15 protein-coding genes are annotated in these 15,658 nt (G+C 71.3%); 2 read left to right on the forward strand and 13 right to left on the reverse strand.

The genetic code is table 11. The features are described 5' to 3' along the window. Positions 1-17: 17 nt before the first annotated feature. From ACFYW3_RS21185 to ACFYW3_RS21200, 4 genes are all read right to left on the reverse strand, one after another. Positions 18-1,001, reverse strand: coding sequence for a methionine synthase (locus ACFYW3_RS21185; protein ID WP_389386978.1), 984 nt, complete (start codon positions 999-1,001; stop codon positions 18-20). Continuing rightward, positions 998-1,687 carry an SDR family oxidoreductase gene (locus ACFYW3_RS21190; RefSeq protein ID WP_351750552.1) on the reverse strand — a complete coding sequence of 230 codons (690 nt, stop codon included), beginning with the start codon at positions 1,685-1,687 and terminating at the stop codon, positions 998-1,000. Before ACFYW3_RS21190 ends, ACFYW3_RS21185 begins: the two co-directional genes overlap by 4 nt. Before the next feature lie 48 nt (positions 1,688-1,735). Then, complete coding sequence (locus ACFYW3_RS21195) at positions 1,736-2,080, reverse strand: DUF1330 domain-containing protein (RefSeq protein WP_351750554.1); 345 nt, start codon at positions 2,078-2,080, stop codon at positions 1,736-1,738. A 149-nt stretch (positions 2,081-2,229) separates the two neighbouring features. Continuing rightward, positions 2,230-3,201, reverse strand: coding sequence for a helix-turn-helix domain-containing protein (locus tag ACFYW3_RS21200; RefSeq protein WP_329442247.1), 972 nt, complete (start codon positions 3,199-3,201; stop codon positions 2,230-2,232). A gap of 124 nt (positions 3,202-3,325) precedes the next feature. Here ACFYW3_RS21200 and ACFYW3_RS21205 point away from each other — a divergent pair, with 124 nt between their 5' ends. Next, a complete protein-coding gene (locus tag ACFYW3_RS21205) occupies positions 3,326-4,249 on the forward strand; it encodes an NADP-dependent oxidoreductase (protein ID WP_351750557.1) in 924 nt (307 codons plus the stop codon). A 16-nt stretch (positions 4,250-4,265) separates the two neighbouring features. On the opposite strand, the gene mnmA is transcribed toward ACFYW3_RS21205, so the two are convergent. Further along, on the reverse strand, positions 4,266-5,396 hold the full coding sequence (gene mnmA, locus ACFYW3_RS21210) for a tRNA 2-thiouridine(34) synthase MnmA (protein ID WP_351750559.1): 1,131 nt from the start codon (positions 5,394-5,396) through the stop codon (positions 4,266-4,268). A gap of 68 nt (positions 5,397-5,464) precedes the next feature. On the opposite strand from mnmA, the gene ACFYW3_RS21215 reads away from it, so the two are divergent. Continuing rightward, the gene (locus ACFYW3_RS21215; RefSeq protein WP_351750561.1) at positions 5,465-6,166 is read left to right on the forward strand and encodes an N-acetylmuramoyl-L-alanine amidase; all 702 of its coding nucleotides are present in this window, start codon (positions 5,465-5,467) and stop codon (positions 6,164-6,166) included. A 92-nt stretch (positions 6,167-6,258) separates the two neighbouring features. Here the strand turns inward: ACFYW3_RS21215 and ACFYW3_RS21220 are convergent, their stop codons facing one another. The 8 genes from ACFYW3_RS21220 to ACFYW3_RS21255 form a co-directional block, all read right to left on the reverse strand. After that, positions 6,259-7,422 (reverse strand): cysteine desulfurase family protein, encoded by a 1,164-nt coding sequence (locus tag ACFYW3_RS21220; protein WP_351750563.1) that lies wholly within the window; start codon positions 7,420-7,422, stop codon positions 6,259-6,261. Between the two features lie 186 nt (positions 7,423-7,608). Beyond that, positions 7,609-8,469 carry a thioesterase family protein gene (locus ACFYW3_RS21225; protein WP_351750564.1) on the reverse strand — a complete coding sequence of 287 codons (861 nt, stop codon included), beginning with the start codon at positions 8,467-8,469 and terminating at the stop codon, positions 7,609-7,611. Between the two features lie 58 nt (positions 8,470-8,527). Beyond that, complete coding sequence (locus ACFYW3_RS21230; RefSeq protein ID WP_389386979.1) at positions 8,528-9,184, reverse strand: trimeric intracellular cation channel family protein; 657 nt, start codon at positions 9,182-9,184, stop codon at positions 8,528-8,530. A gap of 275 nt (positions 9,185-9,459) precedes the next feature. Then, entirely contained in the window at positions 9,460-10,563 is a 1,104-nt protein-coding gene (locus ACFYW3_RS21235; protein ID WP_351750566.1) for a dipeptide ABC transporter ATP-binding protein, read from the reverse strand. Positions 10,564-10,568: 5 nt separating this feature from the next. Then, on the reverse strand, positions 10,569-11,687 hold the full coding sequence (locus ACFYW3_RS21240; RefSeq protein ID WP_389386980.1) for an ABC transporter ATP-binding protein: 1,119 nt from the start codon (positions 11,685-11,687) through the stop codon (positions 10,569-10,571). Continuing rightward, positions 11,684-12,685, reverse strand: a complete 1,002-nt coding sequence (locus ACFYW3_RS21245) for an ABC transporter permease (protein ID WP_053677612.1) — start codon at positions 12,683-12,685, stop codon at positions 11,684-11,686. The genes ACFYW3_RS21240 and ACFYW3_RS21245 overlap by 4 nt, the downstream gene beginning before the upstream one ends. A 178-nt stretch (positions 12,686-12,863) precedes the next feature. Next, positions 12,864-14,570 (reverse strand): ABC transporter substrate-binding protein, encoded by a 1,707-nt coding sequence (locus ACFYW3_RS21250; protein WP_351750618.1) that lies wholly within the window; start codon positions 14,568-14,570, stop codon positions 12,864-12,866. 94 nt (positions 14,571-14,664) lie between these two features. Beyond that, positions 14,665-15,657 carry an ABC transporter permease gene (locus ACFYW3_RS21255; RefSeq protein ID WP_053677608.1) on the reverse strand — a complete coding sequence of 331 codons (993 nt, stop codon included), beginning with the start codon at positions 15,655-15,657 and terminating at the stop codon, positions 14,665-14,667. Position 15,658: the final 1 nt, after the last annotated feature.

Genomic DNA, 15,658 nt, shown 5'->3' on the forward strand with positions numbered 1-15,658 from the left:
GTGGCCCGTCTGATCCGTCACTCAGGGTTGTCGGCGAGCGACCTCGCCGCCCTGACGCAGTGGGCCTGCACCGCGCGGGCGTAGGCGGGCGAGGCGCCCGCCAGACCGCACGACGGAGTGACCACGACGGAGTCCGCGAGGGTCCCCGGGGCCAGTCCCAGCCTGCGCCAAAGCTTCCTGACACCCATGACGCTACCCCCCGGGTCCGACAACGGGGCGTCGGTGCCGGGCACCACTCCGACGAAGAGTTTCGCACCGTCCTCGACGGCCTCCCCGATGGCGTCGTCCTCGCGCTCGGTGAGCAGGGAGAAATCGAACGACACGCCCGTGGCGCCGGCGCGCCGGAGCAGTCCGAAGGGGACTTCGGGGGCGCAGGAGTGGACGACGACCTCCCCGTCGTGGACGGCGAACAGCTCGCGCAGGGTGCCCTCGACGACCTGTCGGTCGACGGCGCGGTAGGTCCGGTACCCGCTGGCGGAACGCACCCGGCCCAGGAGCACGGAGGTCAGCGAGGGCTCGTCGAACTGGAGGACCACCTCGGCGCCGGGGATGCGCTTGCGCACGTCGGCCACGTGCTCGCGCAGCCCCTCCGCGAGCGATCCGGCCAGGTCCCGACAGGCCCCGGCGTCCTGGAGGACCGCCTCCCCGCCGTGCAGTTCCAGCGCGGTGGCCAGGGTCCACGGCCCGACGGCCTGGATCTTCAGCTTGCCGGTGTAGCCCTGGGTGAACTCCTCCAGGGCATCGAGGTCCTCGCCGAGCCAGGAGCGGGCGCGCTTGCTGTCGCGGCCGGGGCGGTCGCTGATCCGCCAGCCGCTGGGCTCGACGTGCGCGTACATGTCGACGAGCAGCCCGAGGGAGCGGCCGATCATGTCGGCGCCCGGTCCGCGTGCGGGCAGCTCGGCGAGGTACGGGAACTCCTCGAAGGAGCCGGTGACGGTCTTGGCGGCCTCGCGGGCGTCGCCGCCCGGGAGCGAGCCGACGCCGGTGGCGTTCGCGCTCATCGGCCGGGCCTGACGCTCAGGTCCTTGACCTCGGCGTCGCGGGGCAGGTCGACGGCCATGACGACGGTCGTCGCCACGGACTCGGGGTCGATCCAGGCTGCGGCGTCGTACTCCTTGCCCTCCTGGGAGTGCACCTTGGCCTGCATGGGGCTCGCGGTGCGGCCCGGGTAGACCGAGGTGACGCGGATGCCGTTGGGCCTCTCCTCCTCGCGCAGGGAGTCGGCGAGGGCCTTCAGGCCGTGCTTGGAGGCGGCGTACGCGCTCCAGTCGGCGTGGGCCTGCAGTCCGGCGCCGGAGTTCACGAAGACGATCGTCGCGTGCGAGGCGCGCAGGGTGGGGAGCAGCAGCCGGGTGACCTCGGCGGGGGCGATCAGGTTGACGTTGAGCTGCTGGTGCCAGGTCTTGGGGCGCAGTTCGCCCACCGGTCCGAGGTCGACGATCCCCGCGATGTGCAGCAGGGAGTCGATCCGCTCGGGAATGGCCTGCTTGGAGAAGGCCCACGAGAGCCGGTCGGGGTCCGCGAGATCGCCCACGAGCACGCCCGCGCCGGGGAAACGTTCGACGAGCTGCTTGCCGCGCGCGGCGTCGCGGGCCAGGAGGACGAGGTCGTCGCCGCGCGCGTGCAGGCGGTTCGCGACGGCGGCGCCGATGCCGGATCCGGCACCGGTGATCAGGTGAGTAGCCATGTGGCCATGCTCGCATCCTGATCGCGCCCTGATCGCGCCCGTCCGCTCTCAGAGGCCGAGGGCCTCGCGCCAGTGGGCGGCCGTCAGGCGGGCGTCGTAGTCGGGGGCGACTCCGTCCACCAGGATGATCTCGCAGGGGACGTGGTCGGCCCGCAGCGGAAGGATCGCCTGGTAGGCGGGCGAGTCGTACCAGGCGCGGGCGCGGTCCATGTCGGGGAAGGAGATCAGGACCACCGTCCCGGGGAAGGGGCCCTCCTTGACCTCGACCTCTCGGCCGTGGACGAGGAAGCGACCGCCGAAGGGGTCCATCGTGGCCTGGATCTCCTCGATGTAGCGCAGGATCTCGTCGTTCATCGGGACGGGGCGCAGGTGGGCCAGGGCGTACGCGGTCATCGTGTTCTCCTCTGCCGTGCCGTGTCGGACCGGTGCGGGGTGTCGGTCCGGTGCACGGTGTCGGTCCGGTACGGGCCGGTCCGCGGGTCGAACCGTTCCGTGGGGTCGATCCTGGCAAGCGCCGGTCGGGAGCGCGATTACCCCGGGGGTCATGCCTGCGCGAGGGCGGGGCGGAAGGTGCGTCGGTAGGCGATCGGCGAGATGCCGAGCGCGGTCCTCATGTGCTGGCGCAGCGAGTTGCCCGAGCCGAAGCCGGCCCGGTGCGCGACCAGGTCCACCGACAGGTCGCTGGACTCCAGCAGGTGGCGGGCGAGTTCGAGGCGCTGGACGGTGAGCCACTGCACCGGCGTCATGCCCACCTCGTCGCGGAACCGTCGGGTGAAGGTGCGCAGGCTCATCCGGGCGTGGTCGGCGAGTTCGGCGAGGGCGATCGGTTCGGACAGCCGCTCCAGGGCCCACGCGCGGGTGGCGGTGGTGGTGGCGACGGTCGGTTCGGGGACGGGCCGGTCGATGTACTGGGCCTGTCCCCCGTCGCGCCAGGGCGGGACGACGCACAGGCGGGCGGCGCGGTTGGCGACGGCGGTGCCGTGGTCCTGCCGGATCAGGTAGAGGCAGAGGTCGACGCCGGCGGCCACGCCGGCGGAGGTGAGGACGTCTCCGTCGTCGACGAAGAGCACCTCCTCGTCGAGCCGGACCCGCGGGAAGGCCCGCTGGAACTCGGGGGCGTGCAGCCAGTGCGTGGTGGCGGGCCGGCCGTCGAGCAGCCCGGCGGCGGCAAGGACGTAGGAGCCGGTACAGATCGACACCAGCCGGGTACCGGGCCGGATCCCGGCGATGGCGGCGGCGAGCGCGGGCGACAGGGGCGCGCCGTGCGCGAGGTCGTCCATGGCGTGGGTGGGCGGGATGACCACGGTGTCGGCGGCGGCGAGCGCCTCGGGGCCGGCGGCGACACCGACCGTGAAGCCCGCGTCGCTGGTCACGGGCAGGCCGTCGGCGGTGCAGACGGTCACCTCGTAGAGCGGGGCGCCGTCGTCGTCGTGGGCGTTGCCGAAGACGCGGGAGGGGATCCCGAGCTCGAACGGGGGGACGCCTTCGAGTGCGAGTACGGCGATTCGATGCATGGCCAGATTCTGTCACATGGTGGCCGTACGGCCAGCACCATACGGGCGTGACGGCCGCCAAGCTGGATGCGTCGGCCGGGGAAACCAGCCGATACCCGCAGAAGTAACACCAAAGGAGACATCCATGCGCGCCGTCGTCGTCAGCCAGTGGGGCGGACCCGAGGTTCTCGTCGAGAGGGAGATCGAGCGCCCGGAGCCCGGCATGGGCGAGGTGCTCGTACGGGTCCGCGCCGCCGGCGTGAACCCGGTGGACTGGAAGACCCGCGAGAGCGGCGGCCTGATCCCCTGGGGGCCGGTGCCGGCCGTCGGCTGGGACGTGTCGGGCACCGTGGAGGCCGTCGGACCGGGCGTGACCCTGTACCGGGTGGGCGACGAGGTGTACGGGATGCCCCGCTTCCCGCAGCAGGCCGGCGCGTACGCCGAGTACGTGACCGCCCCCGCCCGGCACCTCGCCCGCAAGCCCGCCTCGCTGGACCACGTGGAGGCGGCCGCGCTGCCGCTGGCGGCCCTGACCGCCTGGCAGGCGCTGGTCGACACGGCCGGGGTCTCGGCCGGACAGCGGGTGCTGGTGCACGCGGCGGCCGGCGGCGTCGGCCACCTGGCCGTGCAGATCGCCAAGGCCCGCGGCGCGTACGTGATCGGCACCGCGAGCGCCGCCAAGCACGCGCTGCTGCGCGACCTGGGCGCCGACGAGGTGATCGACTACCGCACCGCGGACTTCGAGGACGTCGTCTCCGACATCGACGTGGTGATCGACGCGATGGGCGGGGACCACGGGCGGCGTTCGCTGAAGGTCCTCAAGCCGGGCGGCCACCTGGTGACCCTGCCGGGCCCCGACGGCCTGCCGGCCGACGCGGAGGGCGTGCACGCCACCTGGCTGCTGGTGGAGCCGGACCTCAAGGGCCTGGAGGGCATCGCCGCCCTGGTCGAGCAGGGCCTGCTGAAGCCGCTGATCGACACGGTGCTGCCGCTGGAGCAGGCCGCGAAGGCCCACGAGATCGGCGAGCGGGGCCGCACCACCGGCAAGATCGTCCTGACGGTGGCCTGAGCCCCGGCCGCCGGGCTCACACGGCGGCGGAGGTCCGCTCGGTGGTGGCGATGGTGGCGGAACCGACCACGCGGGTGCCGTCGTACAGCACGATCGCCTGGCCGGGGGCCACACCGCGGACCGGCTCGGTGAAGGAGACGCGCAGCTCGCCGTCCACGAGTTCGGCGAAGACCTCGGTCTCGCCGCCGTGGGCGCGCAACTGCGCGGTGTACGTGCCGGGGGCGGCGGCCACGGCTCCGCACCAGCGGGGGCGGATCGCGGTGAGGGCGCCGACGTCGAGGGCCTCGACGGGGCCGACGGTGACGGTGTTGTTCACCGGGGAGATGTCGAGGACGTAGCGCGGCTTGCCGTCGGCGGCGGGGTGGCCGATGCGCAGGCCCTTGCGCTGGCCGATGGTGAAGCCGAAGGCGCCCTCGTGGGTGCCGACCTTCTCGCCGCTCTCGTCGACGATGTCGCCCTCGGCCTTGCCCAGGCGGTTCGCGAGGAAGCCCTGGGTGTCGCCGTCGGCGATGAAGCAGATGTCGTGGCTGTCGGGCTTCTTCGCGACGGCGAGGCCGCGCCGCTCGGCCTCGGCGCGGATCTCTTCCTTGGTGGTGAGGGTGTCGCCGAGCGGGAAGAGGGCGTGGGCGAGCTGCTTCTCGTCGAGGACGCCGAGCACGTACGACTGGTCCTTGGCCATGTCGGAGGCGCGGTGGAGTTCGCGCGTGCCGTCGTCGTTGAGGACGACGGTGGCGTAGTGGCCCGTGCAGACGGCGTCGAACCCGAGGGCGAGGGCCTTGTCGAGCAGCGCCGCGAACTTGATCTTCTCGTTGCAGCGCAGGCAGGGGTTCGGGGTGCGCCCGGCCTCGTACTCGGAGATGAAGTCCTCGACGACGTCCTCGCGGAAGCGCTCGGCGAGGTCCCAGACGTAGAAGGGGATGCCGATGACGTCGGCGGCGCGACGGGCGTCGCGGGAGTCCTCGATGGTGCAACAGCCGCGGGCGCCGGTCCGGAAGGACTGGGGGTTCGCGGAGAGCGCCAGGTGGACGCCCGTGACGTCGTGCCCGGCTTCCACCGCGCGGGCGGCGGCGACGGCGGAGTCCACCCCGCCGGACATGGCGGCGAGGACGCGGAGGGGGCGGGCGGTGCGCGGCAGGTTCTCAGTCATGGCACCGTCCAGGGTACGGGGAACCGCGCGCGGCCACGGCGCGTTGTCGGGGTCGGGGGGTGGATCGCATGGTGCGTGAGGGTGGGAAGACGCGGGACGCGGCTCCGGGCAAGGCGACCGGCAAGGGGTCGGGCCGGACCCGCAGGGCCGTGCTGTTCGGAGGGCTCGGGGTGATCGCGACCGCCGCCGTCCTCGGGCAGGACGAGCTCAGACGCGCCTGGTGGCTGCTGCCCGGGGTGTCCAAGCCGCGCAAGGAGGGGGAGCTGGACTACGCGGCCGCGAGCTGGACGGCGGCCTCACCGGCGAACTGGCGGCTGGCGGACCGGCCCGACGACTACCGCGTGGACCGGATTGTCGTGCATGTCACACAGGGCGGGTTCGAGTCCTCGGTGGACGCGTTCAAGAACCCGTGGCACAAGGCGTCGGCGCACTACATAGTCCGCCAGGACGGCCATGTCGAGCAGATGGTGCGCGAGCTGGACGTGGCCTTCCACGCCGGGAACCGGTCCATGAACGAGCGCAGTGTCGGCATCGAGCACGTGGGCTTCGTGGATCGGCCGCAGGACTTCACGGACGCGATGTACGCGGCCTCGGCCGAGCTGGCCGCCGATGTCTGCCGGAGGTACGACATACCCGCCGACCGCGAGCACATCGTGGGCCACTCCGAGGTACCGGGAGCCGATCACACGGACCCCGGTCGCCACTGGGACTGGAACCGCTACGTCCGCATGGTCGGGGAAGCCCTGGCGCGCAAGCCCGCGACCGGCTGAGCCGGGGAGCCGGGCGGCCCGGGCCCCGGGCCGCCCGGCCCGCCCTGGGCCCGGACGGGGCGGGCCGGGCGGGGCGCTGCTTGCGACAGGGTTCAGCTGAGTCCGGCCGTGCGGGCGCGGGCGACGGCGGGGCCGATGGCGGCGGCCACCGCGGCGACGTCCTCCTTGGTGGAGGTGTGGCCGAGGGAGAACCGCAGCGTGCCCCGGGCCAGCAGCGGATCGGTGCCGGTGGCGAGCAGCACGTGACTGGGCTGGGCCACGCCGGCGGTGCAGGCGGAACCGGTGGAGCACTCGATGCCCTGGGCGTCGAGAAGCAACAGCAGGGAGTCGCCCTCGCAGCCGGGGAAGCTGAAGTGGGCGTTGGCGGGCAGCCGGTTCACGGGGTCTCCGCCGAGCACGGCGTCGGGCACCTCCCGCAGGACGGCGGCGATCAGCTCGTCGCGCAGGGCGCCGATCTCGACGGCGAACCGTTCGCGCCGCTCGGCGGCGAGGACGGCGGCCACCGCGAAGGCCGCGATGGCCGGCACGTCGAGGGTCCCTGACCGCACGTGCCGCTCCTGGCCGCCTCCGTGCAGGACGGGGACGGGGGTCTGGTCCCGGCCGAGCAGCAGGGCGCCGATGCCGTACGGGCCGCCCACCTTGTGGCCGCTGACGGTCATGGCGGCGAGGCCGCTGTCACCGAAGCGGACGTCGAGCTGACCGACGGCCTGGACGGCGTCGGAGTGCAGCGGGATCCCGAACTCCCCCGCGATGTCGGCGAGCTCGCGTACGGGGAAGACCGTGCCGATCTCGTTGTTGGCCCACATCACGGTGGCCAGGGCGACGTCGGAGGGGTTCCGCTCGATCGCCTCCCGGAAGGCGTCGGGGTGCACGCGCCCGTGGTGGTCCACCGGGAGGTACTCGACCCGGGCGCCCTCGTGCTCGGCGAGCCAGTGGACGGCGTCGAGGACGGCGTGGTGCTCGACGGGGCTGGTCAGCACGCGGGTGCGGGTCGGGTCCTGGTCGCGGCGGGCCCAGTAGAGGCCCTTGACGGCGAGGTTGTCGGCCTCCGTGCCGCCGGCGGTGAAGACCACCTCGCTCGGGCGCGCGCCGAGGGCTTCGGCGAGGGCCTCGCGGGCCTCCTCGACGGTGCGGCGGGCGCGGCGGCCGGCGGCGTGGAGGGAGGACGCGTTACCCGTGGCGGCGAACTGCGCGGTCATCGCCGCAGCGGCCTCCGGCAGCATCGGGGTGGTTGCGGCGTGGTCGAGGTAGGCCATGATCCCCCGATTCTACGAGCCCCCCGACGCGCCGAACCCCATGCGGTCCCCCACCGGCGCGATCCCCGGCGGGGCGGGGCGGTGACGGGGCACCGCCGCCGCCGGGCCCGAGGCGCCGGGCCCGGCCCCGGCGCCGGCCCCGGCGCCCGACACCCGGTTTCGGCCCTCCGGGTCAGGACGTCCGGGTCAGGACGTCTGGCGCGGGGCGCGGGCCAGTTGGCGGGACTGGGCCACGAGCCGATCCTTCGAGTCCCAGACCTCGGCGTCCTCCTCCAGGAAGCCCCCGGCCAGGTTGCGCGTGGTGATGGCCACCCGCAGCGGGCCCGGCGCGGGGCGGTGGCGGATGTGGGTGGTGAGCTCGACCGTCGGGGCCCAGCCGATCAGGCCGAGGTCGAAGGCGGTCGGCGGCAGCGCGTCCACCGCCAGCAACAGCGACAGCGGGTCGGCGTCACGGCCGTCGGCCAGCTCGAACCAGGCCCGCATCTCGCCCTTGCCCGACGGCGCCCCGACCGCCCAGCCCGCCGTCGCCGGGTCCAGCCGCAGCCGGAGCCGGTCCACGATGGCGGAGCTGCCGGGAATCGGCGCGGGGCCGGCCTCCGCGCCGAGGCAGTCCTCGTACGCGGGCATGACCGGCGGCAGGGCGGTGGTGTGCACGGAGTCGGGCAGGGCGGACAGCTCCCCGTACGAGGCGAGCACGCGGATCCGCTCGATCTCGGCGCCGTTCTCGTCGTACTGGAAGAGGGACGCCTGGCCGGTCGACAGCGTGCGCCCGATACGGACGACCTGCGTGCGGATCACGGCGGGGCCGGGCACGGAGGAGGTCAGGTAGTGGGCGGAGACGGTGAAGGGGTCGGGGTGCGGCAGGGCCGCCGACAGGGCCCGACCGACCAGTGCCAACAGATATCCGCCGTTGACGGCGGTGATGATCGTCCAGCCGGCGCTGAGTTCAGCGTCGTACACCCCGGGCTCGTCCGCGCGGGCGGAGAGGGTGGTGTCGCGGTCGAACTCGCTGTCGCCGATGGATGCCTGGGCCGCTGCATGTGACATGCAAACGACGGTACACCGGCAAGCTACTAAGCGGTAGCTTTCTATTGCTACGTGCGCGTTACGGCTCTTCGGCCACGGCGGACCGGCGGTTCCAGGCCAGCGGCGCCCGCCAGTGGTAGCGGATCGCGAGCAGTCGCAGCACGAACGTGGTCATGATCGCGGCGGCGGTGGTGAGCGCGTTGAGCGTGTCGAAGGCGATGAAGAGGGCCACCATCGAGGCGCCGACGACCGCGGGCACCGCGTACATCTCGCGGTCGCGCAGCAGCGAGGGCACCTCGTTGACCAGCACGTCGCGCAGTACGCCTCCCCCGACCGCCGTGGCCAGCCCCAGCGAGGCGGACGCGGTCAGGCCGAGGCCGTACTCGTACGCCTTGGTCGTGCCCGTCACACAGAACAGGCCGAGGCCGGCCGCGTCGAAGACGTTGATGGCGCGGTTGATCCGCTGGACCTCGGGGTGCAGGAAGAAGACCAGCCCGGCGGCGACCAGCGGAGTCACGAAAAAGCTGAGCTCCCCGAAGGCGGCGGGCGGGACGGCGCCGATCACGAGGTCGCGGAAGAGACCGCCGCCGAGGGCGGTGACGAGGGCGAGCACGGCGATGCCGAAGATGTCGAAGTTCTTGCGCACGGCGAGCAGCGCGCCCGCGGTGGCGAAGACAAAAATGCCCGCGAGGTCCAGGGCGTGCTGGATGCCGGGCGGGAAGAGATCGTGGAGCACGTCCCCATTGTGCCGTCAGCCCGCCGGGCGGACGGACGGCGGCGGGCAGCGGGGGCCGGCGGACCAGCGGCGACCAGCGGCCAACGGAACGGCAGCGGAACGCCAGGGGCACACGGCCCGGGGAACGCACAGTGGTGCCGGGGTTCACGGACGCGTACGCCCGGGGACCCCGGCACCACACCCGACCCCGGCCGCTACTCCGGGGTCGGACACCTCCGGGTCGTCACGACCCGCCGGGCCGTCGTCACGACCCGCCGGACCGTCGACGCGACCCGCTACACCGTCGGGGTGTCCACCGCTTCGGCGGCGCCCGGCAGGGCCTTGTCGCCCGGCGCCTGGTCCGGCGCGTTCTCCGGGTGGTGACAGGCGACCTGGTGCCCCGTCTTCAGGGCCACCAGCGGCGGCTCCTGCGTCGTGCACAGCTCGGTGGCCTTCCAGCACCGGGTGTGGAACCGGCAGCCGCTCGGCGGCGAGATCGGCGACGGGACGTCGCCCTTGAGCAGGATGCGCCCGCTCTTCGCGCCGCGCCGCCTCGGGTCCGGCACCGGCACCGCCGACATGAGCGCGGTCGTGTAGGGGTGCATGGGCGCCTCGTACAGCGACTTGCGGTCGGCCAGCTCCACGATCTTGCCGAGGTACATCACCGCGATGCGGTCCGAGACGTGCCGGATGACCGACAGGTCGTGCGCGATGATCACGTACGTCAGGCCGAGTTCCTCCTGGAGGTCGTCCAGCAGGTTCACCACCTGGGCCTGGATCGAGACGTCCAGCGCCGACACCGGCTCGTCGGCGACGACCAGCTTCGGCTTGAGGGCCAGGGCCCGCGCGATGCCGATGCGCTGGCGCTGGCCGCCGGAGAACTCGTGCGGGTAGCGGTTGTAGTGCTCGGGGTTGAGGCCCACCAGCGACAGCAGCCGCTGGACCTCGGCCTTCACACCGCCCTCGGGGGTGACCTTCTGGAGCTTGAAGGGTGCCCCGACGATCGTGCCCACCGTGTGGCGGGGGTTCAGCGAGCCGTACGGGTCCTGGAAGATCATCTGCACGTCGCGGCGCAGCGGGCGCATGCCCGCGACGCCCAGGTGCGTGATGTCCCGGCCCTCGAACTCGACCTTGCCGCCGGTCGGTTCGAGCAGTCGGGTGATCAGCCGGCCCATGGTGGACTTGCCGCAGCCGGACTCGCCGACGATGCCGAGGGTCTCACCCCGCCGGACGTCGAAGTCGATGCCGTCCACGGCCTTGACGGCGCCGGCCTGGCGGCGCAACAGCCCCTTGTTGATGGGGAAGTGCTTGACCAGCCCGGTCACCTTCAGCAGCGGCTCCTCGGCGGTGTCCGCCGCGGCCTGCGCGGAGGAGGCCTCCGCCGCGCCCGTCTCGTTCATGTCGGTCACAGCTTCGGCGCAATCTCTTCGGTCCAGATCCGGGTCCGCTCCTCCTGCGACATGTGGCAGGCGGACCAGTGCCGGCTGTCGTCCTCGGTCAGCTCGGGGCGCTGGGTGCGGGTGATGCCGCCCTTGGGTACGTCGGCGTAGGGGCACCGGGGGTTGAACGCGCAGCCGCTCGGGATGTTGATGAGGCTGGGGGGCGAGCCCTTCACCGGGATCAGCCGCTCGGTCTGGTCGCGGTCGATGCGCGGCATCGAGCCGAGCAGGCCCCAGGTGTAGGGGTGCCGGGGGCCGTAGAAGACCTTCTCGGCGGTGCCGCGCTCGACGCACCGGCCTCCGTACATCACGAGGATGTCGTCGGCCATCTCGGCGACCACGCCGAGGTCGTGCGTGATCATGATGACCGCGGAGCCGAACTCCTTCTGCAGGTCGCGGATGAGGTCCAGGATCTGCGCCTGGACGGTGACGTCCAGGGCGGTCGTGGGCTCGTCCGCGATGAGCAGTTCGGGGTTGTTGACCAGCGACATGGCGATCATGGCGCGCTGGCGCATGCCGCCGGAGAACTCGTGGGGGTACGCGTCCACGCGCCGGTGGGGCTCGGGGATGCCGACCCGGTCGAGCATCTCGACGGCGCGCTTGCGGGCCGTCTTCTTGTCGACGTCGTGGTGGGTCCGGTAGGCCTCGATGATCTGCTTGCCCACCGAGTAGTACGGGTGCATCGCGGACAGCGGGTCCTGGAAGACCATCGCCATCTTGTGCCCGCGCAGCTTGCGCACGTGGTCGGCGTCGGCCTGGATCAGGTCCTCGCCGTCGAGCACGACCTGCCCGGAGATGTGCGGACGGCTGCGGGCGTTGCCGGTGCGGTGCAGGCCCATGATGGCCAGCGAGGTCACCGACTTGCCCGAGCCGGACTCGCCGACGATGCCGAGCGTCTTGCCGCGCTCCAGGTCGAAGGAGAGCCCGTCGACGGACTTGACGAGGCCGTCGTCGGTCGGGAAGTGGACCTTGAGGTCGCGTACGGAGAGGAAGGAGTCGCTGGCGCGGGTCTCCCCCTTCGCCTGCTCGGGGACGAACGCGGGCTCGCCGGAGGTGCCGGTCGAAACGGCGGGGTTCTCGGTCACGTCAGCCTCACGCGCGGGTCGATGACGGCGTACAGCAGGTCCACGATCAGGTTGGCCATCACCACGAAGAGCGCGGCGAGGAGGGTGACACCCATGATCACGGGGAGGTCGCCCTGGCCGATGGCGGCGACGGCCGCCGTTCCCAGACCCTGGAAGTTGAAGGTCGTCTCGGTGAGCACCGCGCCGCCGAGGAGTCCGCCGAGGTCGAGGCCGAACATCGTGACGATCGGGGTGAGGGTGGAGCGCAGGGCGTGCTTGCGGATGACCACGCCCTCCTTGAGTCCCTTGGCGCGGGCGGTGCGGATGTAGTCCTCGCCGAGGACCTCCAGCATGGTCGCGCGGGTGATGCGGGCGTAGGTGGCCGCGAAGAGGAAGGCGAGGGTGACCCAGGGCAGGATCAGGCTGTTGAGCCAGGCCAGTGGATCCTCGGTCAGGGGTTTGTAGTTGGACACGTCCAGCCAGCCGAGGCCGTAGACGAAGACCGCGGGGGCCACCATGCCGGTGAAGAAGATCGGCAGGGAGACGCCGGCGAGCGCTCCGATCATGACGGTCCGGTCGATGGCCGTACGCCGTTTCAGCGCCGAGACCACTCCGGTGGCCACACCCGCGAGCACCCAGATCAAGGCTGCGCCGACGGCGAGCGAGAGGGTGACCGGCATGCGGTCGAGCATGGTCTCCCAGACGGGGGCCTCGCTCTTGAAGGAGTAGCCGAAGCACGGAGCGGCGCAGTGCGTGACCTCGGTGCCGCCGTCGTAGTCGCGGCCGACGAAGATGCCCTTGAGGAACACCCAGTACTGCTCGGAGATGGGCTTGTCGAAGCCCATCTTCACGCGGATGCCCGCCAGGGCGGTCTCGTTGGTCTCTCGACCGGCGTACATGAGCGCGGGATCGCTGCCGGTCAGCTTCGGGACCGCGAAGAAGATGCCGAAGGTGACCACGGAGACCACCAGCAGCGTGGCGGCGACGTTGAACAGCCGCCGTATGAGGTAGACGAGCACTGCAGTCGGCCGCCCGGGGCGGGCGGCTGCCGCCCCTCGTGGGGACGACAGCCGCCGCCTGCGGCCTTCACCTGCCCTTCGGACTAGCGCATGTGCGGTGAAGGCACTTACTTGCGAATTGCTCTGGCCTGCTGATGCCCGGCGGCCGCGGTGGAGCGGCCGCCGGACGGTGGGACGACTACTTGGCGACGCCCAGGACAGCGAGGTCGATGCGGCCCATCGAGTCGTTGAAGTAGACGTTCGTCAGGCGCGGGTTGTGGTAGATGAGCGCCTTGTCGAAGTTGATCGGGAGGTAGAGAGCCTTCTCCATGATCTTCTTGTTGATGTCCGTGTAGAACGGAGCGGCGGCGTCCGGGGTGGCGGCGCTCGCGGCCTTGTCGAACAGGCCGTTGACCTCGGGGTCGTCCAGCATCGTGTAGTTGTTGTTGCCGTTCGGCAGGATGAACGAGCCGTCGACCAGCGGCTGGAGGAAGCCCGAACCGGAGTTGTAGTCGGCGCCCCAGCCCATGACGATGATGCCGTAGTTCTTCTTCTTCACGTTCTCGGGCGAACCGATCGTGGAGGAGGAGAGCTTGCCGTCGTACTGGTCGATCGTGGCCTTGATGCCGACCTTGGCGAGCGAGGCCTGGAGGGACTCGGCGGTCTTGACCTCGGGGGCGCGGTTGTTGCGGACCGCGATCGTGGTCTCGAACCCGTCGGGCTTGCCACAGGCCTTGAGCGCGTCCTTGGCCTTCTGCTCCTGCGGCTTGCCGGCGGTCAGGCCCCACGGGTCGAAGGACTTGTCCGAGCCGGGGATGCCGGGCGGCAGCATGTTCGCGCCGAGGTCACCACTGGTCGGGCCACCGCGGGCGTTCTGCAGCGACTTCGGGTCGGCCGCGTAGATGACGGCCTTGCGGCACTCGATGTTCTCGAACGGCGCGACCGTCTGCGGGAAGGCGAAGTAGCGGATGTAGCCCGTGAAGGGGTTGTCCGCGTTCTTCTTGAGGTTCGCGTCCTTGAGGATCTTGTTCTTCGCGGCCTGCTGGACACCGGTGCCGTCGACGGCGAGGTCGATGTCGCCGGAGAGCAGGCGCTGGTCCATGTCGTCCGGGTTGGTCGTGACCGTGAAGCTGACCTTGTCGGGCAGACCCTTGCGGATCGTGTCCGTCTTCGGGTCCCAGTTCTCGTTGCGGACGAAGGTGGCGCCCTTGCCCGCGGTGAAGCTCTCGACCTTGTAAGGGCCGGTGGAGACGGGCTTGTTGGTGTAGCCCGCGCCCTGGTCCTTCGCCGCCGGGACCGGCGAGGAGGACGGCATCGCCAGCAGGTAGTTGAAGTCCGAGTTGGCGGTGGCCAGGTTGAAGACGATCGTCTTGTCGTCCGGCGTCTGGACCGACTTCAGACCCATCTTGTCCGCGTCGGTGTCCTTGTACGGGCCCGGGTACTTCTGGCCCTGGTCGAGCAGGTCGACCAGGTAGGTCGGGCCGCCGGACAGCACGTCCTGCGCGAAGACGCGCTCGATGCCGTACTTGAAGTCCTTCGAGGTGATCGGCGTGCCGTCCTCGAACTTCACGCCGTCCTTGATCTTGACGGTGTACGTCTTGCCGTCGTTGCTCAGGACCGGCGCGGCCTCGGCGAGGTCCGGGACCAGCTTGGTGCCCGCGGCGCCCGGCTTGCTGTCGTACGCGTAGAGCTGGCGGATGTAGAGGCGCTGCAGGTTCCACACGAAACCGTAGTAGGCGCGCGCCGGGTCGAGGTAGTCGACGTCCTGCGGCGACCAGAGCTTCAGCTCGCCGCCCTTCTTGTCCGAGGCGTTCACCAGGGCCGTGGAGGCACCGCTGTAGCCCTTGTCGTTCGCGCCCTCGGACTTCTTGCCCTCGTCCTTGCCACCGCCGCACGCGGCGGTCATCGACAGGGCGGCGACCACGGCGGTGATCGCGAGTGCCTGCTTTCTGCGGATCACGGTTGTCCAACCTCCATAGGTGGTGAATCGAAGAAGCGGTTCAGCTGCCCTTGGGGTCGAGTGCGTCGCGCAGCCCGTCCCCGAAGAGGTTGAACGCCAGGACGGTGATGAAGATCGTGAGGCCCGGGACCACCATGTACATGGGGTCGTCCTGGTAGATGGGGACGGCGTCGGACAGCATCTTGCCCCAGGAGGCGGTGGGCGGCTTGACGCCGGCACCGAGGAAGCTGAGGGCCGCCTCTGTCAGGATGTTGGTCGGGATGATCAGCGTCGAGTAGACGAGGATCGGCGCGACCAGGTTGGGCAGCAGCTCCTTGATCAGGATGTAGCCGCGGCCCGCCCCGAGGCTGCGCGCGGCCTCGACGTATTCGCGTTCACGCAGGGAGATCGTCTGCCCTCGGACGATGCGGCCGATGTACGGCCAGCCGAAGAAGCCGATGACGACGATCAGCACGCCCATTCGGACGCCCGAACCCTCGAACCCCCAGAGGGAGTTGGGGACCACGGACACGAGGGCGATGGTGAACAGCAACTGCGGGAAGGCCAGCAGCAGGTCCATGGTGCGACTGATGACGCCGTCGACCCAGCCGCCGAGGAATCCGGCGAGCGCGCCGAGCAGGCTGCCGAGGATCACCGAGACGAAGGCCGCCAGGAAGGCGACGACCAGGGAGATGCGGGCGCCGTAGACGATCCGGCTGAACACGTCGCGCCCGTTGGTGGGTTCGACGCCCAGCAGGAAGTCGGAGCTCATGCCGCCGAACGAACCGAGCGGCGTCCCGAAGTCCGGGTCGAGCATGTCTTCGTGGAACTCGTTGGGCGGATGGCCCAGCAGGCTCACGATCAGCGGCGCGAAGACGGCCACCAGGATCAGGAGGATCACGACCACGCCGCCGGTCAGCGCGACCTTGTCGCGCTTGAGCCGCATCCAGGCGATGCGGCCGGGCGAGCGGCCTTCGATGGCCTTGGCAGGGACGTCGGCTACGGACACGGGTGCGGGTGTTTCCGCGTCCGTGTCATGCAGTGGTGCCGTCATC

Source organism: Streptomyces sp. NPDC002602 (assembly GCF_042889445.1).
Taxonomy (GTDB): Bacteria; Actinomycetota; Actinomycetes; order Streptomycetales; family Streptomycetaceae; genus Streptomyces.